The following is a 19,372-nucleotide window of genomic DNA, read 5'->3' as shown; positions in this document are numbered from 1 at the left end:
AGAAATCCTCACAGGTAATAAAAGCTGTGAGGATTTTTTTTAGGAATACAAGTATTTCCAAGAGAAAATACTTGTATTTTTTATGACATTTCCTATATATTTGTTATTATTGAATGTAAAACTAATTTGGTCATTTTGTATGCATACTTTTTTTACTTCGTTATATAATGAAGTAAGTGAAATATTTAATGGAAAAAATAGTGTGTTTTCGTTTAATCCACGATGTAGAAAGTGATATAATTGCAAAATGTATGTATCATTTTCTAAAGAAGGAAAAATATATAATTAGGTGATAACTTCTATGAAACAAATTTGGCGTATTTATAAGACAGATTTACGGAATGTAGCTAAACATTGGGCTGCAATTGTTATTGTTTTAGGGTTAATGATTTTACCATCGTTATATGCATGGTTTAACATTAAAGCTTCTTGGGATCCATATGGAAATACAAAAGAAGTTCCCATTGCAGTTTCTAACCAAGATGCAGGCTCTAATTTAAGAGGGAAAGATATCAATATCGGGGACGAGATTGTAGATTCTCTTAAGAAAAACAAAAATCTTGGCTGGAAATTTGTAGATGAAAAACAAGCAATTTACGGAGTTGAACGCGGGGATTACTATGCAAGTATTACAATTCCAAAAGACTTCTCTGAAAAGATTGCAACTGTTCTGGATGAAAATCCACAGAAACCAGAACTTGATTACTATGTAAATGAAAAGGTAAATGCGATTGCACCGAAAATTACAGCAAAAGGTGCATCAGGTATTACAGAAGAAATTAGTAAAAACTTTGTTAAAACAGCGAATGGTGAGATTTTTAAAATTTTCAATGACCTTGGAATCGATTTAGAAACAAACTTACCAAGCATCGAGAAAGTAAAAGATCTTGTATTTAAGTTAGAAGCGCAGTTCCCAGAAATGAATACACTTATGGATAAGGCGTTAGATGATGCGACTCGAGCAGAGGATATTGTGAAAGTGGCGCAAAAAGATTTACCTGTTGTTGAGAGTGTCATAAATGATGGACAGGAAGCATTGGTGAATTTAGATAAGTTCTTTGCAAGACAAGATCAAACATTAAAAAATGCTCCAGGGAAGATAAGAAATGATTTAGTAGTAGCACAAGGTGTTATGGATAGTGCAGCTGCATTTACCGACTTTTTAATGAATCCAGGTGTAGAATTAAATATTCCTGACTTGTCTGGAATGAATGGATTACCTGAATTCCCAGCGAGACCGGATCTTTCTAAGTTGAATAGTGATGGTTATAAGAGTATAGCGCAAAGTATTAATCAAACAGTAAATAATGTTTTAAGTTCATCACGTGCAGGAACAGCTTATGGGAAAAGTGTTTTAAATGGCTTACAAAATGGCCAATTTGACCCTGAACAAGCAAAGAAAGATTTAAATGCGGTATCAGATCGATTGCAAACTGGTACAGATGGTATTTCATATCTTATTAATTTCTTTACTGAACTTCAAAACTCAGCGACGACTGATTTTGGAATTAGCTTTTTCAAAGGGCGAGTGGATCACTTAACTAATGTTAAAAAAGGTATGGAAAATGCAAATAATGGTATTAAAGATATTGTAAATGTTATCGGTACAGGACAAGAAGTAAAGAAAGATGTTACAGATGTAGCGAATCAAAAATTAGATGCAGCAAATTCATTGATTGATCAAGCGGAAAAAGATTACAATGAAACATTTGTAGCAGATTATAAAAAAGCAGTTAGCACAGTAGATCAAGCTAAAGTTGATGCAAATGCAGCATATGACAATGCAAAAGCAGATTACGATAAAGCAAAAAATGGCCTTGAAGGTGCAAAAGCAGATTTACAAAAAGCGAAAGAAGATGTACAAAATAGAGGTGTTAACGGTTTAGATTCAACGAAAGTAGCTTTAAATAGTTTAAATGGTCAATTCCAATCTGGAATCGGTTTAATTGATGATATGATTCCTGTTCTAGAAAGCACAAATAAGGTTTTAGCTGATGTAAATAGTGATAAAAACCTTAATAATGGAATTGCAAAGTTAAATAAAGCGAAAAGTAGTCTGCAAAAAGGTGTAGATGCAACGAATAAGGGAATTACACTTCTTAACAATGGACAGAAACCTACAAAAGATGTAATTGAAAGTATTAACAACGCTGCGAAGGGCGGGTCAACTCAATTAACAGATGTATTATCTACGTACGATTCAGAAATTGTACCTAATTTCAATACAGCAATTGCTCGTACAAAAGAGATGTCGAAAAATACAACTCAAATTTTAAACGATGCAGACAAAAAGCTTCCAGATGTGAAGAAATTACTAGAAGATTCATCAAAAGGCTTAGTAGACGGTAGAAAGAAATTAGCAGACATTAAAGCCGAAATGCCGGAGACTGAGAAAAAGATTAAAGAATTAGCAGATAAAATTCGTGATTTTGAATCTGAAGAAGATTTAAAAGACATCATACGCCTATTGAAAAATGATGTTGAAAAGCAAAGTGATTACTTTGCAAATCCAGTAAATTTAAAAGAGAATAAATTATTTGCGATGCCGAACTACGGTTCAGCGATGTCACCATTCTATACAGTGCTTGCATTATGGGTAGGCGCATTATTAATGGTTTCATTATTAACAGTAGAAGTACATGAAGAGGGCGCAAATTATAAGAGCCATGAAGTTTACTTCGGACGTTTATTAACATTCTTAACGATAGGTCTTTCACAAGCGTTTATCGTATCAATGGGAGATATATTCTTACTCGGTACGTACGTAGTCGATAAATTCTGGTTTGTGTTATTTAGTTTATTTATTGGTGGAGTCTTCGTTTGTATCGTATACTCACTCGTTTCTATTTTCGGAAACGTTGGGAAATCGATGGCGATCATTTTACTTGTACTGCAAGTAGCAGGGTCGGGCGGAACATTCCCAATTCAAATGACACCGGCGTTCTTCCAAGCACTTTATCCGTTCTTACCATTCACGTATGCAATTAGTGCAATTCGTGAAACAGTGGGTGGAATGCTTTGGGATATCGTAACGAGAGATTTACTTGTACTAAGTGCTTTCGTAGTAGTTATGATTGTTGCTGCATTATTACTGAAAACACCAATTAATAAATCAAGTGAAAAATTCGTTGAGAATGCAAAAGGAAGTAAAATCATTCACTAAAAAAAGGTTCCTACCTCCGGTAGGAACCTTTTTGTTTAATCAAATTTTAATTTCTTTAATGCTTCTGCGAACGGGTTATTTAATGGTTCTTCTTCTTTGTTCTGTTGTTTCATATATTTTTGAACGTCACGCTTATCAGCTTTGTTTCCAGATTCTTTTTTACGTCGCTCCTGGAATGTCGATAATTTTTCGCGATAGCCACATTTACATGCAAAGATTTGACCTTCACCCTCACCACGTAGTTCTAGTTTCTTCTTACATTGTGGACAACGAGCGTTTGTTGTACGAGATACATTTTTACGATGACCACATTCACGGTCTTGGCAAACGAGCATTTTTCCTTTTTTGCCGTTTACTTCTAGCATTGGTTTACCACAGTCTGGACAAGACTTCGTTGAAATGTTGTCATGTTTATATTTTTTATCACTTGATTTAATTTCAGAAACAATTTCTTTCGTATAGTTCTTCATTTCAGAAATGAAGACTTCTTTTTTCAGTTTACCCTTTGCGATAGCCTCAAGTTTTTGTTCCCATTCACCAGTTAGTGTAGGAGATTTTAACTCTTCTGGTACTAAATCAAGTAACTGACGGCCTTTTGATGTAATGTGAATATCTTTACCACGCTTTTCAAGTAAAAATGAATTGAAGAGTTTGTCGATAATATCTGCACGTGTCGCTACAGTGCCTAATCCACCAGTCGATTTTAACGTATCAGCAAGTTGTTTATTTTGCGTATCCATATATTTTGTAGGATTCTCCATTGCTGAAAGTAAAGTCGCTTCATTAAATCGTGCAGGAGGCTTTGTTTGACCTGATGTTTGCATAATTAACTTTACAGCTAATGTATCACCTTTTTCAATGTGAGGTAGAAGCTGCTCTTTTACGTCATCAGTTACATCATCGTCTTCAAAGCGATTTTCGTATACTTCTTTCCAACCAGCGTGTAAAACCGTTTTTCCGCGTGCAATGAACGTTTCATTACCAACTTTTGTGCGTAACGTTAGTTGCTCGTATTCGAATGCAGGGAATAAAACAGCTAAGAAACGTTTCACAACTAAATCATAAATTTTACGCTCTTTATCTGTAAAGGATGAGAAGTTAACGTATCCTTCTGTTGGAATAATTGCGTGATGATCGCTTACTTTACTATCATCAACAAATGATTTATTAGGCTTAATTGGCTTTTGTAGTACTTTATGTGCTAACGGACGATATTCCCCGACACCGCACGCTTTTAGACGTTCTGGAAGTGTTCCAACGATATCAGATGAAATGTAGCGTGAATCTGTACGAGGATACGTTAACACTTTATGTTGTTCATATAATTTCTGCATAATGTTTAATGTTTCTTTAGCAGAGTAACCAAACTTTTTATTTGCATCACGTTGTAATTCAGTTAAATCGTAAAGACCAGGAGAGAATGACTTCTTCTGTTTTTTATCAATTTCCACAACAGTGGCATTTTGTTTATCTAGATTTTTTACAATACCATCAATTTTTTCTTTATTAAAACTACGGCTATTACCGTTTGCATCTTGCCAAGTTAGTTTTAACTTATCAGTTGTTTGAGCTTCGATACCGTAGTAAGTTTGAGCTTTGAAGTTTTTTATTTCATCTTCACGACTAGCGATCATAGCAACAGTAGGCGTTTGTACACGACCGCAATTTAGTTGAGCGTTAAAGCGAGTTGTTAAAGCTCGAGTCGCGTTAAGGCCGATATACCAGTCAGCTTCTGAACGTGCAACTGCTGAAGCGTATAAATTGTCATATGCCTTACCTGGTTTTAAATTTGCAAAACCATCTTTAATTGCTTTATCGGTTACAGAAGAAATCCATAAACGTTTAATTGGTTTATTCAACTTAACTTTATCGATAATCCAGCGTGCGACTAATTCGCCTTCACGACCTGCGTCTGTAGCGACAATAATTTCATTTACATCTTTTCTAAGTAGCTGGCTTTTCACAGCATTAAACTGTTTACCAGTTTGTTTAATAACCGTTAATTTCAAACGCTCCGGTAGCATCGGTAAGTCTTCTAAATTCCACTTTTTATATTTCACATCATAGCTTTCTGGATCTGCTAATGTAACGAGATGACCTAAAGCCCAAGTTACAATATATTTACTACCTTCAAGATAACCGTTTCCTTTTTTATCACACTTCAGTACACGAGCAATATCTCGCGCAACGGAAGGTTTTTCAGCGATTACAACGCTTTTTGACATATTAAAAACATCCTTTCAAATTTCCATAAGTTAAATATAGCATACATTTTCTTGAGATTCAGTTTCGCTCGAGGTTTGAGCTGTTTTAGTGGAATGAACAAAACTCCCACTGATTAAAGTTTCACTTTATACGGAAAAGTAAAGAACTTGTTATTTTACTAGAATAAGAGTAGACTTTGAAGTAGATGAATAAGAAACACATGGGAGTTTGTGGATGCAAACTGAGAGTATGACTAATCCGTCATTGACCATTTGAACCTGTTGGATAATGCCAGCGTAGGGAGAGTGTAAAAGCACATGTTCAGGCACTTTGCATACGCGCAAAGTGCCTTTTTGTGTATCTCCCATCATTATAGTTAGGAGATGAAAAGGATGAATATGAAAGAAATTAGTAAAGTAGTGGATTTAGTGAGGGAATCTAATCCGCTCGTTCATAATATTACAAATGTTGTTGTAACAAACTTTACAGCGAACGGTTTGTTAGCACTAGGGGCATCGCCTGTAATGGCGTATGCAAAAGAAGAAGTAGCAGAAATGGCTAGCATTGCGGGAGCGTTAGTATTAAATATGGGAACACTTCGTCCCGAGGAAGTAGAAGCGATGTTACTTGCTGGTAAGTCGGCTAATACGAATGATGTACCAGTATTGTTTGATCCTGTTGGCGCAGGAGCAACATCGTATCGAACAGAAGTTGCGAGACATATTCCAGCTGAAATAGATCTAGCGATAATTCGTGGGAATGCAGCTGAAGTAGCTAACGTTATTAATGAGAGATGGGAAATTAAAGGGGTAGATGCTGGTACTGGAAATGGCAATGTTGTAAATATTGCAAAACAGGCAGCAGAGGAATTGAATACAGTTGCGGTCATTACTGGAAAAGAAGATGTCGTTACAGATGGAGAGCGAACGATTCTTATTCGAAACGGTCACTCTATTTTAACAAAGGTTACTGGAACGGGTTGTTTACTAACTTCTGTAATAGGAGCATTTATTGCGGTAGAAAAAGATTATGTAAAGGCAGCAGTAGCAGCAGTAACATTTTATGGTGTAGCTGCGGAACTAGCAGCTGCTAAGACGGTAGAAAAAGGGCCTGGTAGTTTCCAAATTGAATTTTTAAATCAATTAGCGAATACAACTTCCGGTGATATTGAGAAGTATGGGAAGATTGAGGAGTTAGAGTAAGGGGGTGAAACACATGATGCGCATTGAAACCAAGAAAATGTCTAACCTATTACAAGTGTATTTTATTATGGGAAGCAATAATTGCATGAAGGATCCGTTAGCTATATTGAAAGAAGCGTTAGACGGTGGAGTGACACTTTTTCAATTTCGTGAAAAGGGAGAAGGGACTTTAACTGGAGAGGATAGAGTGCGTTTTGCAAAGAAATTGCAGGCGCTTTGCAAGGAATATGGTGTTCCTTTCATTGTAAATGATGATGTAGAATTGGCCGTTGAATTAGATGCAGATGGTGTTCATGTAGGACAAGATGATGAAGGGATTACATCTGTTCGTGAAAAGATGGGAGATAAAATTATCGGTGTATCTACACATACAATTGAAGAAGCAAAATGGGCGATTGAAAACGGAGCTGATTATTTAGGAGTTGGCCCTATTTTCCCAACGAGTACGAAAAAAGATACGAAAGCTGTTCAAGGAACGAAAGGTTTAGCTCATTTTAGAGAACAAGGAATTACAGTGCCGATTGTTGGTATCGGTGGGATTACAATTGAAAATACTGCTGCCGTTATAGAAGCGGGTGCGGATGGTGTTTCAGTTATTTCTGCAATTAGTCTAGCGGATTCTGCGTATGAAAGTACGAAGCGATTAGCTGGGGAAGTAAATAAGTGTTTGTAGATAAAAGACCACGTAGTATGAAAATACTACGTGGTCTTTTGTCGTATAAAACAAAATATGCCGCCTAAACTAGTATGTATAAACATATATTGTTTCGGAGGCGAAGGCATGATTGTATTTCAGGATATTATAGCTGCTTATGAGAAAATGAAGGGCATTGTACATATGACCCCATTAGATTATTCAAGTACATTTAGTGAGTTATCACAGAATGAAGTGTATTTAAAGCTGGAGAATTTACAAAAGACAGGCTCTTTTAAAGTACGTGGTTCTTATAATAAAATGGTTTCTCTTGAGAAAGGTGATTTAGAAAATGGTGTTGTTGCGGCATCTGCTGGAAATCATGCGCAAGGAGTCGCTTATTCTAGTAATATGCTTAGTATTCCTTGTACGATTGTGATGCCAAAAGGTGCTCCGTTAAGTAAGGTGCTTGCGACAAAAAAGTACGGTGCACATGTAGAATTACAAGGTGATGTATTTGATGATGCATTAGCTTATGCACTAGATTTAAAAGAGAAGACAGGAGCGAAATTTGTACATCCATTTGATGATGAAGCAGTAATTGCTGGTCAAGGTACAGTCGGTCTGGAAATATTACAACAGCTGGAAGATGTAGAGGCTGTTATTTGTCCTATTGGAGGTGGAGGACTAATTGCAGGAGTTGCGATGGCAATTAAAGAACAAAAGCCATCAGTGAAAATATATGGGGTGCAGACACTTGCTTGTCCGGGAATGAAACAGTCACTTGAGGAAAAGAAGGTAATAACAGTAGAGTCGACGCCAACTATGGCGGATGGAATCGCGGTTAAAAGGCCAGGTGATTTGACTTTTGAACTTGTACAACGTTATGTGGATGATGTGTTTTGTGTAGATGAAATGGAAATTGCACGAACGATGTTAATGCTTCTTGAACGGAACAAATTGTTGGTTGAAGGGTCTGGTGCGAGCTCATTAGCTTCTTTGCTTTATCACAAAGTCCCAATAAAAGAAAAAAAGGTCGTATCCGTACTAAGTGGTGGAAATGTCGATGTAAACTTTATTTCGCGTATTATTGAGCATGGAATGGTTGAAGCAGGACGCTTCATTCACATCGCGACAATGATTAAAGATAAGCCAGGCTATTTGCATCATTTGCTCGAGATTGTAACAAATTTTGAAGCGAATGTATTAAATATACATTTAGAACGGATTGGTACAAAGGTATTTCCAGGATATGCGCAATTGCACTTGTCATTAGAAACGAAAGATAGAAATCATATTGAAGAAATATTGAGTGGTTTAAAAAAGAAAGGGTATGTTGTAGAAGTTATTGATTGAAAAAATTAAACAAACGTTTAATTAAAAAAGCACAAACCCTTTTAAATTATAGGTTTGTGCTTTTTATTTAAAACATAATTGAAATTAAGAGCATTCCAATTCCGATAGAAGTAAAGGTTGCGATTAAGCCGGGAATCATGAAGCTATGATTTAAAACGTATTTACCGATACCTGTTGTACCAGTGCGGTCGAAGTTAATGGCAGCAACAATTGTTCCGTAGTTTGGAATGAAGAAGTATCCGTTTACTGCAGGGAACATAGCAATCAGTAATGCTGGCGGAATACCAAGAGATAGTCCAAGTGGCATTAAGGCACGAACTGTTGCTGCTTGGCTGTACAGTAAAATAGATAGAATGAATAATGCGATAGCAAATAGCCATGGTGCACTTGTAACTAAGTGCTGAATTGATCCTTGAATCATATTTAAGTTTCCGTTAAAGAAAGTATCTCCCATCCAAGCGATACCGAAAATAGCAACAACCGCTGTTGCTCCAGCTTTAAAGACGTTACCAGACACAATGCTTTCTACATTTGGTTTACAGAAAATAATAATAAGAGCTGCGATGGTTAACATAACCATTTCAATTGTGTTTGGCATGGAAAGACGAACTAACTTCCCGTCAACCATCCATCCCGGACGAAGTGCTTCAAATGAACCAAGAAGTACGACAAGGAAAGTTCCTACTAGGAAAAGAATAACTGATAATTTAGCGCCTTTTACACCTACAAATTCTTTTTTCTTTTCAAGCTTAGGAATCATACCTTCTTTTAATCGTTTTAAGTATTCAGGGTCTTCATTTAGTTCTTTCCCCATTTTACTAGCAACGAATGCAGCTACCATACAAGCGATGAAAGTAGAAGGGATACTTACTTTTAAAATATCTAATAAGGTAATTTTATAGTCAGCTAACATTGCTAAAAGGGCAACTGTAGCAGCTGAAATGGGACTAGCTGTAATTGCTTGTTGAGAAGCGATTACGGCAATTGACATTGGTCGTTCTGGTCTAATTCCTGATTCACGAGAGACTTCTGCGATAACAGGAAGTACAGAATAGGCAACGTGACCAGTGCCAGCACATAGTGTGAACAAATAAGTAACAATTGGAGCGAAAAATGTAATGCGCTTTGGATTTTTTCGTAAAGCTTTCTCAGCTAGATGAACAAGATAGTCCATTCCTCCAGCGGCTTGCAAAGCACCAGCGGCAGTAATTACTGCTAAAATCATAAGCATTACATCGATAGGAGGAGCGGTTGGTTGTAAGTGGAAGACAAAAACGAGTATTGCCATACCAACTCCACCCATTACTCCTAAGCCAACTCCGCCTAGGCGTGCACCAATAAAAATGCAGAGTAATAAGGTAAGAAATTGTAGCCAAAACATGATAAATTACCTCCGAAATTCATAAGTTAAGATATATTCGGATAATTTAATTTAAATGAAAATTAGTGAAATATCCGAAGGGACCTTTGATTTATATACGTTTTTTATTATATAACATAAAAAAAGTAACATTCACGTATTTTGTTAAATTATTTCGAAAAAATAATACATTGGAATTTTATATTTATATCTCTAAATAAGTAGACATTTTAATTTAAATGTTGTAACCTTGGAAAGAGAATAATTTAATTCTCATAGAACTCCCATATCGTTCAACTCGTTCAGCGAGAAAGGCAAACTGATGGAAACATGAGGGCGCAAAACTATAGGGGCTAAGGTCGAAAGGCTATGCTAGCCAGTTACCGGACGGATAGGGTTGGTCTTGACCAATGCTTTTTACATTGGTCTTTTTTTATTCTCGAACATATTGAGAATCATTTCAAACAAAATATTTATATATTTTGTTTTTTTGTTTTAAGTGATTAAGGAAGGTGAATATTGATGAAAAAGTATTGGCATAAGTTATCGTTTCTTCAAAAGAACGTCTTATTAACTGTATTAGTTATTTTGACGCTTGTTGGAAGTATGGGCGCGTTAAGTTTCAATTTGTTTCAAAATAGTATGATGTCTTTATTTGAAAGGCAGTCTATTGAAACAGGAGAGATAGTAGTACATGACTTGGATACAGAATTAGTTAAAGATATGGCGAAAGATCCTACAACCGAAAGAGTGAAAAAAGAAAAGTTAACAGAGCAATTAGATGAAGTGACAAAAGGTTTAAAAAGTGTGGGACAAACGTATGTTACAGGAGCAAAGCCGAATGAAAAACGAGAATTACAACTCGTTGGTTTGACTACAGAGCTAACAAATGCAGTGCCTGTAAAGCCGGGAGATTATTATGAACAACCGACTCATTGGATGGATGCATATGATAAAGTGATGGACACAAAAAAGGCCCAAATGACAGAAGTATATGAAGATGAATTAGGCTCGTGGGTGACAATATTAGAACCAATTAAAGATGGAGAAAACAATATTGTTGCAATTGTTGCGGCTGATTTAGATGCTTCTATCGTTCCTAGTACAAAGAAGAATTTTATGATACAAGGTTTACTATTTATTATTATTTCATTAGCAATCGCGACTATTGCTCAATTCTTTATCGTACGTAACTCGTTAGCTCCATTAAAAGATTTACGAGAGGGATTACGTAAGATTGGTGAAGGTGACTTAAGTATTAAATTAAAAGAAAGACCAGATGATATTGGAATTATTAATGTTTATTTCAATGATACGATTGAGAAATTTAAAGGGATTATAGATAAAGTTAGGCAGACCGCTGAGCAAGTTTCTTCTTCTTCACATGAATTGTCGGCAAGCACAGAGGAAAATAGCATGGCAGTTCAAGAGATTGCAAGTTCTATTGAAGGTTTAAGAGTAGGGGCACAGTCTCAAGAAACTTCAGTCCAACAATGCTTAGGAATTGTGCATGGAATGGAAGATAAGGTAGAAGAGATAACTGGAGCTGCGAAACAAGTTGCGGTTGCCTCAGAAGGTATGGAGCAACATTCAATTGAAGGTAATGAAGTGATTGGACAAATTATTAATCAAATGAGTTTAATCCAAAATGCAGTGAAAGATTTATCTTCTATTATTTATTCGTTAGAAACAAGATCAAAAGAAATTAGTGATATTGTAACTGTAATTACAGGTATTTCAAATCAAACAAATTTATTAGCTTTAAATGCTTCTATTGAAGCTTCTCGTGCTGGAGCAGCTGGAAGAGGATTTGCAGTTGTTGCTGATGAAGTACGTAAATTAGCAGAACAAACTGAAACGTCAGCGAAAGATATAGCAAAATTAATTAGTGAAACACAAGCTGAAACAGAAGAGGCTGTAGTTTCAATGCAAAAAGGTTCAAAAGAAGTAGAATCTGGAATTACACTAGTTCAAAGTAGTGGTGCTTTCTTTGAAAAAATCTCGAAATCAGCACAATCTGTTAAAAATCAAGTGAAAGCTGTTTCTGGCAATTCGAGTGATATTTTACAAAATAGCCAGAATATCGTTCAAGTCGTAAATGAATTATCACATATTGCAAATACTTATGCGAATAGTAGTAGTAATGTTGAAGAAAGCATGAAGGAGCAAGAAATATCAGTACAAGATATTGCAGAATTAGCGACTTCTTTAAGTTGGCTTTCTCAGGAATTGCAAGAGCTAATTGGTGAGTTTAAAAGCGAATAAGGAAAAGTGAAACTTTAATCAAGGGGGCAGCCCCCTTTGATTATGAGTTGAACAAATCTGCCCGTTAATACGAGATAATAAAGGTGTGAATTTTCACACCTTTATTATATTTGGGAGAGGAATTTACATAAATATGAAATTAGCGATTTCTTATAATGAGATGTTAAAAGAATTTTTAGGAAAAGTAGAAGGAAGTATTAAAATACCTAAAGATGTGCAAGAAACAGAACTTAGGATAAAAAGGAAAACGGAACTGTTTCCAAATTTGACTCACATTGTAGATTTAATAGGAGCGACCGCGACGTGGTTATATCATATTTCTAAAGAAAAACATATTGTCGTGCTTTATCATGTAAGAGGAAGGTTATTTCCGATTACTATTGAAGTTTCTAATTTTCTCTCCTATGAAAGTTTGAATTTACAGATTGAAGAGCAACTGGAACAAATTAAAGAAATGAATAAGGAAGAAATAGAAGAGTTTCAAAACGGTAATACATTATATGAAATGTCACCTATTATTATTGGTGAAACGTATTATGAGCTACAAGACAAGAATACGTTACAATTTGTATTCAATAAAAATATGCAAAGTGTAGAAATGATATTTAATAGTGTTAATTGGAAAGAGACAACGATTACTCGTTATGCACAACAAATACAAGGTGTTTTAATTTATAAATCACAAAATGCGAATAAATATATAAAACATTTTAATGTTGTTACAGAGGCCGAGATGGCACTTTATAGTCAAGTGAATGATACGACAGCAGTATATCCTGAGAAAAGTATCGTCGATATGTTCTATAATACTGTTACTCAATTTCCAAATCGTATAGCTTTATCTTCAAGGGAAGGTACTTTAACTTATGAGGAGCTAAATAAAAAAAGTAATCAAATAGCTCATATGTTAATGAAAAACGGCGTCCAATTAGGAGACTATGTTGGAATATTTATGAAACGTAGCATAGACACAGTAGTAAGTATGGTAGCTATATTAAAAGCTGGTGCAGCGTATGTTCCGATTGATCCAGATTATCCGGAAAGTAGAATACAGTACATTATTCAAGATAGCCAAGCGAAAGTTATATTGATGAAAGAGACGCCTATAACATGTGATGGGGTTCAAACAGTTTCAATGTATGATAGTGAAACTTATGAAGATATAGATGTAAAGTTGTCTATTCATTGTGATGATGTAGCTTATATGATTTATACATCTGGTTCAACAGGGAATCCAAAGGGAACGATGTTAGCACATAGAGGCGTTGTTAATCTGTACACTTGGATGCAAAAGCAATATGAATTGACAGAAGAGGATGTATTTGCCCAATTTCCTTCCTTTAGTTTCGATGCTTCTGTATGGGAGTCATTTGCTTCTTTATTCTGCGGAGGAAACTTGTATGTATTATTAGAGGAAGAGCGATTGTCTGTAGAAGCATTTGCAAATGCAATCTATAAAGTGAAAGCAACTTCGATCTTGGCATTAGCGACAATTTTTGTTCGACAAGTAGCAACTTATTTAGCAGAAGAAGGTATATATAAGCTAGCTTCCCTGAAAAGAATTGCGATTGGCGGTGAAATGTTGCCTGTAGAGGTTATTAAATTGTGGAGAGAAAGAATAAGTACAAATGTTGAAATTCATAATGTATACGGACCGACAGAATGTACTGTAGTGACGACAACCTATAAAATACCTAATCAGTTAAATGAGGATGTTGCGAGTATTCCCATTGGTAAACCATGTGCTAATTATCAAGTTATGATTTTGGATGAGAATATGAATCTTTGTCCAATTGGTGTACCTGGTGAATTATATATAGATTCAGTAGGATTAGCAAAAGGGTATTTTAATAAGCCTAATAAAACAATTGAAGCTTTTATTCCGAACCCCTTTAATCCTATAGTTAATATATATAAAACAGGTGATATCGTTAAGTTGCTAGAGGATGGAAATATAGAGTTTTTACATCGGAAAGATGATCAAGTAAAAATTAGAGGACATCGTATTGAACTAGGAGAAATCCAAAGTAAAATTTCTCAAAATCATAATATAAAAGAAAATGCTGTTTTTGCTAAGAAGAGCAAGGAAGGTAGCCAATATTTAATCGCATTCTATACAACTTTGAACAAAAAGGAAATACCAGAATTAGTTTATCAGTTACAAGAGCAGTTACCGGATTATATGGTACCATCTAAATTAATTTATATTAATGAACTACCACTTACACCAAATAAAAAGGTTGATGTTAAAAAGTTAGCTCAATTAGAAGAAAAGTACGAGCCGGTTCGTCTACAGGAATATGTCGCGCCTTCTATTAAAGCGGAGAAACAGATAGCGAAAGCTTGGGCAGAGGTATTAGGAATTTCAAAAATTGGAGTGCATGATGATTTCTTTACAATTGGTGGACATTCGTTGAAAGTATTGAGAGTCTTAACATTGTTAAAAGAAGATTTTTCATATTTAACAATTCAAGATTTCTTTAAAGAAAGAACGATATATGGATTAGCTAGAATTGAGAGAGAAGTAAAAGTAGAGACAGAAGAAGTATTTCGTGAATATAAGGTGATTCACGAACCGAATACTATTACTTATTCGAATGTTTTAGAAGACACTAACATCTCAAATGTCTTTTTAACTGGAGCTACTGGTTATTTGGGGTCGCACATATTATATGAATTATTGAGAGATACATCTGCTACCATTTATTGTTTAGTAAGACCGACAAAAGATGTGCAACAAAGAATTATCGATACATTAACAAGCTACTTTAATGATATATGTGAAGAGTGGTTACAGCGTATACAGGCTGTACCTGGTGATTTGGGAGAAGAGTATCTTGGGATGAGCGAAGAGGAATTTATTTTAATTAGTTCTAAGGTCGATACGGTAATTCATTGCGGTGCAGATGTAAGACATTTTGGAGATGTAAAACAATTTAAAAATGTGAACGTCCAAGGTACGAGCCGTATGCTAGCGTTAGCCGAGAATGGTGCTACATTCCACTTTATCTCTACAATTGGTATTCCGATAGAATTAGCGGTAGAGCAATGGGATACATATATGGAAACAGGTGATTTCAATTATAATGTAGAGTTAGAGAATGTGTATTCCGATAGTAAACTACAGGCGGAAAATCTTGTTCGTGAAGCTTTGAAGAGCGGTATACGAGGGAATATTTATCGTGCAGGTAACCTAGCATGTCATTCAGAAACGGGTTCGTTCCAACAAAACATTGAAGGAAATGCATTTTATCGTCTTATTAAAACGATGCTTCTAATTGGAAAGGCACCAAATGTGAAGTGGAAAGTTGATTTTACACCAATTGACTTTGCCAGTAAGTCGATTGTATCGTATTTACAAGATCCAAAAATTGTAGGAGAGACGTTACATATTTGTCATCCATATCAAGTTGAATTTGAACATTTTATAAAGCTAATTGAGGGATGTGGATACAATCTTGAAATGGTTCCACTTTCGGAATATGTAAATATCGGGCTTGAATTAGCAAAAGGAAATGAAGAAATAGCAGAGTTAATTGCTTCTCAAGTTGCAGGAGATGGAGCACAGCAATCTGAAATTGTCATGGGTACTCGTAGAACAAATGAATGGATTAAGAAAAAAGAGCTGATAGTGCCAGCGATTAATAAAGAATTTATTCAGCTGTTATTAGCTCATGGTGAAAAAGTTGGATATTTTCCAAAAGTAATGAAATGATTATGTACGCTTTTGTTTGTTCAATAAAATAAATCATGCTACAATGAGAACGAATTAAGAACCGGGGAGCCAATTGGCTGAGAGGATGTAAGTATACATCGACCCTCAACCTGATCTGGATAATGCCAGCGTAGGGAGTTACTTTAAAGTGATGTAGCATAAGTTATTATAGAATAACTTGTATACAAGGCTTTCCTACATGGTAGGAAAGCCTTTTCTTTTTTTTGAAACATATTTTATAAGGGGGATTTTATTATGTCACAACAAGTTACAATGTCATTTTCAGTAGTACCGCAAGCAAAAACAAAAGATGTATATTCTGTTGTTGATAAAGCAATTGAAGTTGTACAACAATCGGGAGTTCGTTATGAAGTAGGAGCAATGGAAACAACGTTGGAAGGAGAATTAGATGTACTTCTTGATGTCGTGAAACGTGCGCAGCAAGCTTGCGTCGATGCTGGAGCTGAAGAAGTGATTACTTCTATTAAAATCCATTATCGTCCAAGCACTGGTGTAACGATAGATGAAAAGGTTTGGAAGTACCGTGATGAATATGCAAAACCAGAAGCAATCTAAACTTATTACAACAATTTGGCTTATCCTTCTCATTGCGATATGGGAAGGATCTGTTTCATTATTTAAAATCGAACCGTGGATTTTACCAAAGCCTTCTGCCATTGTTCAAGAATTAATTGGAATGAAGGATTTACTATTACCAAATACGATGCAAACACTGCAGGAAGTTATAATCGGACTATTTTTTGCGATTTTACTTGGGACGAGTATTGCAATTATTATGGACGTGATACCTTTATTTCGTATTTTAATAAATCCGTTGCTCGTTATTTCGCAAACGATTCCAATCGTTGTACTTGCACCGTTATTTATTATTTGGTTTGGATATGGGATGTTGCCGAAAGTAATGGTCGTCATACTCGTTTGTTTCTTCCCAATTGCGCTTAGTATTTTAGAAGGTTTTCAAACTGTAGATAAAAATATGTTGAAATTGTTGCAAACAATGAAAGCAACGAAATGGCAAGTTTACCAGAAAGTAAAGTTTCCGGCAGTGCTCCCATACTTTTTCTCGGGTTTAAAAATTGCAGTTACATATAGCGTGATGGGGGCAATTATCGGAGAATGGCTCGGTGCAAGTGAAGGGTTAGGGGTTATGCTTACGAGAGCTACAAAATCCTTTTTAACTGCTCGAGTATTTGGTGTTGCAGCAATTATCGTCATGGTGACATTATGCCTGTATTTTATCGTGGAGTTTATGGCAAGAATAACAGCACCATGGATATATAGAAAGGACGGCAGAAAATGAAAAAAGGTTTAAAAATTATGTTAGCTGCTTTATTAGCAGTAAGTGTGGCTGGGTGTAATCCGGCGAAGAAAGAAGAAAGTGCAAGTAAAGATAAAAAAGTAAAAGTTGTTTTAGATTGGTTTCCAAATACGAATCATACTGGCTTATATGTAGCGAAAACGAAAGACTATTACAAAAAACAAGGGCTTGATGTAGAAATTATCCAGCCTGGTGATAATGTCACAGCAGAGCAGATGATTGCTTCTGGGAAAGCAGATTTTGCGATAAGCGCACAGGAAAATGTAACATTAGCTCGTGTTGAAGGAATCCCAGTTGTTTCTGTTGGTGCAATTATTCAGCATAATACCTCTGCTTTTGCATCACTAAAAAAAGATAATATGACGTCACCGAAAGACTTTGAAGGTAAACGTTATGGTGGCTGGGGAGGACCAGCAGAAGAAGCGACGTTAAAAACAATTATGGAGAAACATCAAGCTGATTTTAATAAAGTCGAAAAAATTATCTTAGGACAAACAGACTTCTTCAAATCAATCGGTCGTGATGCGGACTTTGAATGGATTTATTATGGATGGGATGGCATTGAAGCGAAGCGTCAAGGAAAAGAGTTAAATACGATTATGGTGAAAGACTTAGATCCAGCGCTTGATTTCTATAGTCCTGTTATTATTACGAGTGAAAAACATACGAAGCAAGATAAAGACTTCGTGAAAAAGTTTATGACTGCAACGACAGAAGGTTATAATTTTGCAATTAAAGAGCCGAAAGAAGCTGCTAATATTTTAATTAAAGCTGTTCCAGATGTGAATAAGGAATTAGTACAAGAAAGTCAAAAGTGGTTAAGTACGAAGTATCAAGATGATGCAAAAGCGTGGGGAGTACAGAAGGAAGAAGTTTGGACGAATTACATGAATTTCTTATACGACAACAAAGTTATTAAAAAGAAAATTGATGTAAAAGATGCTTTTACAAATGAATTCCTTCCAAGTGAAAAATGAGCGGATTACAAATAAAAGATATTGTGAAATCTTTCGATGGAAAGAATGTATTAGCAAATATTAGTGCCTCTATACAGGAGGGAGAGTTTGTCTCTTTTGTCGGTCCAAGTGGTTGTGGGAAAAGCACATTGTTAAATATGATTGCGAGTGTTGAAGAGCCAACGAGTGGAGAGGTATTTTATAATGAGGAACATGTGAGAAAACAAGATGTTGTAAGCTATATGCCACAACAAGATTTATTATTACCGTGGCGATCGGCTTTACAAAATATTGTTCTTCCATTAGAAATTGAGGGGAAATCTAAAAAACAAAGGTTAACAGAAGGAATGGAAGCATTAAAGCAGTTTGAGTTAGATGAATATGCGGATCATTATCCTGATGCATTATCTGGTGGTATGCGCCAAAGAATTAGCTTTCTTCGTACATACTTATGTGAGAAGCCAATTATGCTACTTGATGAGCCTTTTGGAAAATTAGATGCATTTACAAAAATGGAAGTACACAGTTGGCTTTTAAATTCTTGGCATCAAGAAAAGCAAACAATTGTTATGGTTACACACGACTTAGATGAAGCAATTTTACTTTCTGATCGCGTATTTATTTTATCTCAAAGACCAGCATCAATAGTTGGTGAAGTGCAAGTGAAATTACCTCGTCCTCGAACGATGGATATGTTAACATCATTGGAGTTAAAGAAGGATAAGGAAGAAATTTTAAGTGTATTAGCTCCTTATATGAAAAAATAGAAAAAGTCTTTTAACAGTTTTAATCGTTTCACATGAGCTTCTTTCTATGAAACGTGGATAACGAAAGTATGGAATATCGAAGAATGGAACGTTTAAAAATAATCACAAAGAAAAGGCCGTAGCTTATATAAGCTACGGCCTTTTCTTTGTGATTAACATGATTTTCGAGAACTCTTACATGAGAATTGTATGAAGAAGCACTCTTATGGTGCGCTTATAAGCGTGCTTTTTCTGCGATTATGTTTATATTTATAATAATATTAGACGCCTTTCCCTAATAGGCAACTATCTTTTTGTATATATAGATAGCTTGAAATGGAATGAAAATTATTCCTATATATAAAGAATAAGGTGATTAGTATGGGAAGACAATAGAAATTAAAGGAAATTCATGTAAAATTCAGATGAAC

The 19,372-nt window shown here is 35.4% G+C and carries 12 protein-coding genes and 3 riboswitches; of the genes, 10 read left to right on the top strand and 2 right to left on the bottom strand.

Features of this window, described 5'->3' with window-relative positions; all coding sequences use genetic code 11:
- Positions 1–301: 301 nt before the first annotated feature.
- Positions 302–3,163, top strand: coding sequence for a YhgE/Pip domain-containing protein (locus tag JDS95_RS19945; protein WP_016513790.1), 2,862 nt, complete (start codon positions 302–304; stop codon positions 3,161–3,163).
- Positions 3,164–3,198: 35 nt separating this feature from the next.
- Here the strand turns inward: JDS95_RS19945 and topB are convergent, their stop codons facing one another.
- On the bottom strand, positions 3,199–5,388 hold the full coding sequence (gene topB / locus JDS95_RS19940) for a DNA topoisomerase III (RefSeq protein WP_000047307.1): 2,190 nt from the start codon (positions 5,386–5,388) through the stop codon (positions 3,199–3,201).
- Positions 5,389–5,578: 190 nt separating this feature from the next.
- Positions 5,579–5,688, top strand: a riboswitch (TPP riboswitch).
- Between the two features lie 72 nt (positions 5,689–5,760).
- On the opposite strand from topB, the gene thiM reads away from it, so the two are divergent.
- The 3 genes from thiM (at position 5,761) to ilvA (ending at position 8,560) form a co-directional block, all read left to right on the top strand.
- A complete protein-coding gene (thiM, locus tag JDS95_RS19935) occupies positions 5,761–6,570 on the top strand; it encodes a hydroxyethylthiazole kinase (protein WP_199690742.1) in 810 nt (269 codons plus the stop codon).
- Positions 6,571–6,583: 13 nt separating this feature from the next.
- Positions 6,584–7,243 (top strand): thiamine phosphate synthase, encoded by a 660-nt coding sequence (thiE, locus tag JDS95_RS19930; protein ID WP_000984529.1) that lies wholly within the window; start codon positions 6,584–6,586, stop codon positions 7,241–7,243.
- A gap of 108 nt (positions 7,244–7,351) precedes the next feature.
- The gene (gene ilvA, locus JDS95_RS19925; protein ID WP_000634737.1) at positions 7,352–8,560 is read left to right on the top strand and encodes a threonine ammonia-lyase; all 1,209 of its coding nucleotides are present in this window, start codon (positions 7,352–7,354) and stop codon (positions 8,558–8,560) included.
- A 67-nt stretch (positions 8,561–8,627) separates the two neighbouring features.
- On the opposite strand, the gene JDS95_RS19920 is transcribed toward ilvA, so the two are convergent.
- Positions 8,628–9,941, bottom strand: a complete 1,314-nt coding sequence (locus JDS95_RS19920) for an anaerobic C4-dicarboxylate transporter family protein (RefSeq protein WP_000498719.1) — start codon at positions 9,939–9,941, stop codon at positions 8,628–8,630.
- A gap of 282 nt (positions 9,942–10,223) precedes the next feature.
- Positions 10,224–10,308: riboswitch (cyclic di-GMP riboswitch) on the top strand.
- 134 nt (positions 10,309–10,442) lie between these two features.
- Here JDS95_RS19920 and JDS95_RS19915 point away from each other — a divergent pair.
- From JDS95_RS19915 to JDS95_RS19890, 6 genes are all read left to right on the top strand, one after another.
- Positions 10,443–12,185 (top strand): methyl-accepting chemotaxis protein, encoded by a 1,743-nt coding sequence (locus JDS95_RS19915; RefSeq protein WP_000761072.1) that lies wholly within the window; start codon positions 10,443–10,445, stop codon positions 12,183–12,185.
- 133 nt (positions 12,186–12,318) lie between these two features.
- Positions 12,319–15,900 (top strand): non-ribosomal peptide synthetase family protein, encoded by a 3,582-nt coding sequence (locus JDS95_RS19910; protein WP_199690741.1) that lies wholly within the window; start codon positions 12,319–12,321, stop codon positions 15,898–15,900.
- A 52-nt stretch (positions 15,901–15,952) separates the two neighbouring features.
- A riboswitch (TPP riboswitch) is annotated at positions 15,953–16,054 on the top strand.
- A 101-nt stretch (positions 16,055–16,155) separates the two neighbouring features.
- Positions 16,156–16,476, top strand: coding sequence for an MTH1187 family thiamine-binding protein (locus tag JDS95_RS19905; RefSeq protein WP_000082906.1), 321 nt, complete (start codon positions 16,156–16,158; stop codon positions 16,474–16,476).
- Positions 16,448–17,221: an ABC transporter permease gene (locus JDS95_RS19900; RefSeq protein WP_001057166.1), complete on the top strand. Its 774-nt coding sequence runs from the start codon at positions 16,448–16,450 to the stop codon at positions 17,219–17,221. The genes JDS95_RS19905 and JDS95_RS19900 overlap by 29 nt, the downstream gene beginning before the upstream one ends.
- Positions 17,218–18,216: an ABC transporter substrate-binding protein gene (locus JDS95_RS19895; RefSeq protein WP_199690740.1), complete on the top strand. Its 999-nt coding sequence runs from the start codon at positions 17,218–17,220 to the stop codon at positions 18,214–18,216. The genes JDS95_RS19900 and JDS95_RS19895 overlap by 4 nt, the downstream gene beginning before the upstream one ends.
- On the top strand, positions 18,213–18,962 hold the full coding sequence (locus tag JDS95_RS19890) for an ABC transporter ATP-binding protein (RefSeq protein ID WP_000016055.1): 750 nt from the start codon (positions 18,213–18,215) through the stop codon (positions 18,960–18,962). Before JDS95_RS19895 ends, JDS95_RS19890 begins: the two co-directional genes overlap by 4 nt.
- Positions 18,963–19,372: the final 410 nt, after the last annotated feature.

It is taken from the genome of Bacillus cereus group sp. N24 (assembly GCF_016483345.1).
GTDB classification, from domain to species: Bacteria; Bacillota; Bacilli; order Bacillales; family Bacillaceae_G; genus Bacillus_A; species Bacillus_A toyonensis.
This window is presented reverse-complemented; position numbering and strand designations above follow the sequence as displayed.

What these genes read in the sequence shown, in the direction of transcription:
- thiE (WP_000984529.1), top strand. Translation starts at nt 6,584, where the DNA reads ATGATGCGCATTGAAACCAAGAAAATGTCTAACCTATTACAAGTGTAT.
- ilvA (WP_000634737.1), top strand. Translation starts at nt 7,352, where the DNA reads ATGATTGTATTTCAGGATATTATAGCTGCTTATGAGAAAATGAAGGGC.
- JDS95_RS19915 (WP_000761072.1), top strand. Translation starts at nt 10,443, where the DNA reads ATGAAAAAGTATTGGCATAAGTTATCGTTTCTTCAAAAGAACGTCTTA.
- topB (WP_000047307.1), bottom strand. Translation starts at nt 5,388, where the DNA reads ATGTCAAAAAGCGTTGTAATCGCTGAAAAACCTTCCGTTGCGCGAGAT.
- JDS95_RS19945 (WP_016513790.1), top strand. Translation starts at nt 302, where the DNA reads ATGAAACAAATTTGGCGTATTTATAAGACAGATTTACGGAATGTAGCT.
- JDS95_RS19910 (WP_199690741.1), top strand. Translation starts at nt 12,319, where the DNA reads ATGAAATTAGCGATTTCTTATAATGAGATGTTAAAAGAATTTTTAGGA.
- JDS95_RS19895 (WP_199690740.1), top strand. Translation starts at nt 17,218, where the DNA reads ATGAAAAAAGGTTTAAAAATTATGTTAGCTGCTTTATTAGCAGTAAGT.
- JDS95_RS19905 (WP_000082906.1), top strand. Translation starts at nt 16,156, where the DNA reads ATGTCACAACAAGTTACAATGTCATTTTCAGTAGTACCGCAAGCAAAA.
- JDS95_RS19920 (WP_000498719.1), bottom strand. Translation starts at nt 9,941, where the DNA reads ATGTTTTGGCTACAATTTCTTACCTTATTACTCTGCATTTTTATTGGT.
- JDS95_RS19890 (WP_000016055.1), top strand. Translation starts at nt 18,213, where the DNA reads ATGAGCGGATTACAAATAAAAGATATTGTGAAATCTTTCGATGGAAAG.
- JDS95_RS19900 (WP_001057166.1), top strand. Translation starts at nt 16,448, where the DNA reads ATGAATATGCAAAACCAGAAGCAATCTAAACTTATTACAACAATTTGG.
- thiM (WP_199690742.1), top strand. Translation starts at nt 5,761, where the DNA reads ATGAATATGAAAGAAATTAGTAAAGTAGTGGATTTAGTGAGGGAATCT.